Source organism: Moorena sp. SIO3I6 (genome assembly GCF_010672095.1).
Map to the genome: position 1 here is coordinate 1 of NZ_JAAHHU010001671.1, position 1,084 is coordinate 1,084.

The 1,084-nt window shown below is 39.0% G+C and carries 1 protein-coding gene and 1 pseudogene; one reads left to right on the plus strand and one right to left on the minus strand.

Features of this window, described 5'->3' with window-relative positions; translation table 11 throughout:
• Positions 1 to 547, minus strand: a 547-nt coding sequence (locus F6K49_RS52180) for a transposase (RefSeq protein WP_293110923.1), incomplete at its 3' end; no start/stop codon positions are given.
• A 52-nt stretch (positions 548 to 599) separates the two neighbouring features.
• Between F6K49_RS52180 and tnpA the strand changes: the two are divergent.
• Positions 600 to 1,053: pseudogene (gene tnpA, locus F6K49_RS52185) on the plus strand (IS200/IS605 family transposase).
• Positions 1,054 to 1,084 lie beyond the last annotated feature (31 nt).

Here is a 1,084-nt window from a genome sequence, read left to right on the forward strand (position 1 = left end):
TTAAGTTTGCAATATCAGGTAACGGTCTGTGTATTCTCAGCTTAATCAAACCAATTTTAGGAACTTGAACAAACAACCATTTTCCGTTAACAGTACAGAACTTTAACCAATAATTATCAGCATTTGGAAAGTTTAACGTCCGATATCTGGCAACATTTTTAAATCGAGGCTTGCCACTGCGTTTACCATTTTTGTCACCTGCTATAAACCTGTTAAAAGCGTTTTTTACTCTTGTACAGACATCTTGCAAAACAGTTGAATAAACCTCCGTAAAGTCTATCAACTCTCCAGACCATCCAATCTTAACCAAGTCTTTCTTGATCACTGGAAGTTGCTTTTTATGGCTGTAGAAATTGGGCGGATCTTTAAGCTCCGGAAGGTAACAGATTAATGGACAGGCATTGACCGGACATCTATTTTTATCCCACCAATCAAAACGCTCACCCAACATCCGGTTATACCAATATCGACCAACTCGCAGCCACTCGTTCAGTGTGAGTGTTTGTTGAGTCTCTGGATATAGTCGATATTGATACGTGTATTTCATTGGTGTTAACTTTTAAGCTACACTGATTATAGCAGACAACAGCAGGATTGTTATGAAGAATGACTTTTTATCCAAGGGTCGGTCTGTCTCTGACCTTAAAGCTCATCTCGTCTTGACGACCAAGTATCGTCGCAAAGTCTTTACTGGTGAGATGATTAGCCGTTTACATGAAATTTTTGAAAACTTACTTCAACAACAAGAATGATCGCTTGTTAGCCTTGATGGGGAAAAAGACCATGTTCACCTGCTTCTCCAGTATCACCCTGACATTCACCTGAGTAAACTGGTTAACTCATTGAAGAGTGTCTCAAGCCGAAAAATAAGAGTAGAATTTGGTGAACAACTAGCCAGAATCTACTACAACAAACCTGCACAAGTGGAATAGTTCTTACTTTATTGCTAGTTGTGGTGGCGTTACTATTTCTACTCTTAAAAAGTACATTGAAAACCAAGACACTCCTGAGATGAGCAACAAAGACCCTGCACAAAATTCATCCCGGAGATGAAACCTTAGAATAAGGCAGCCTTAATCATAAA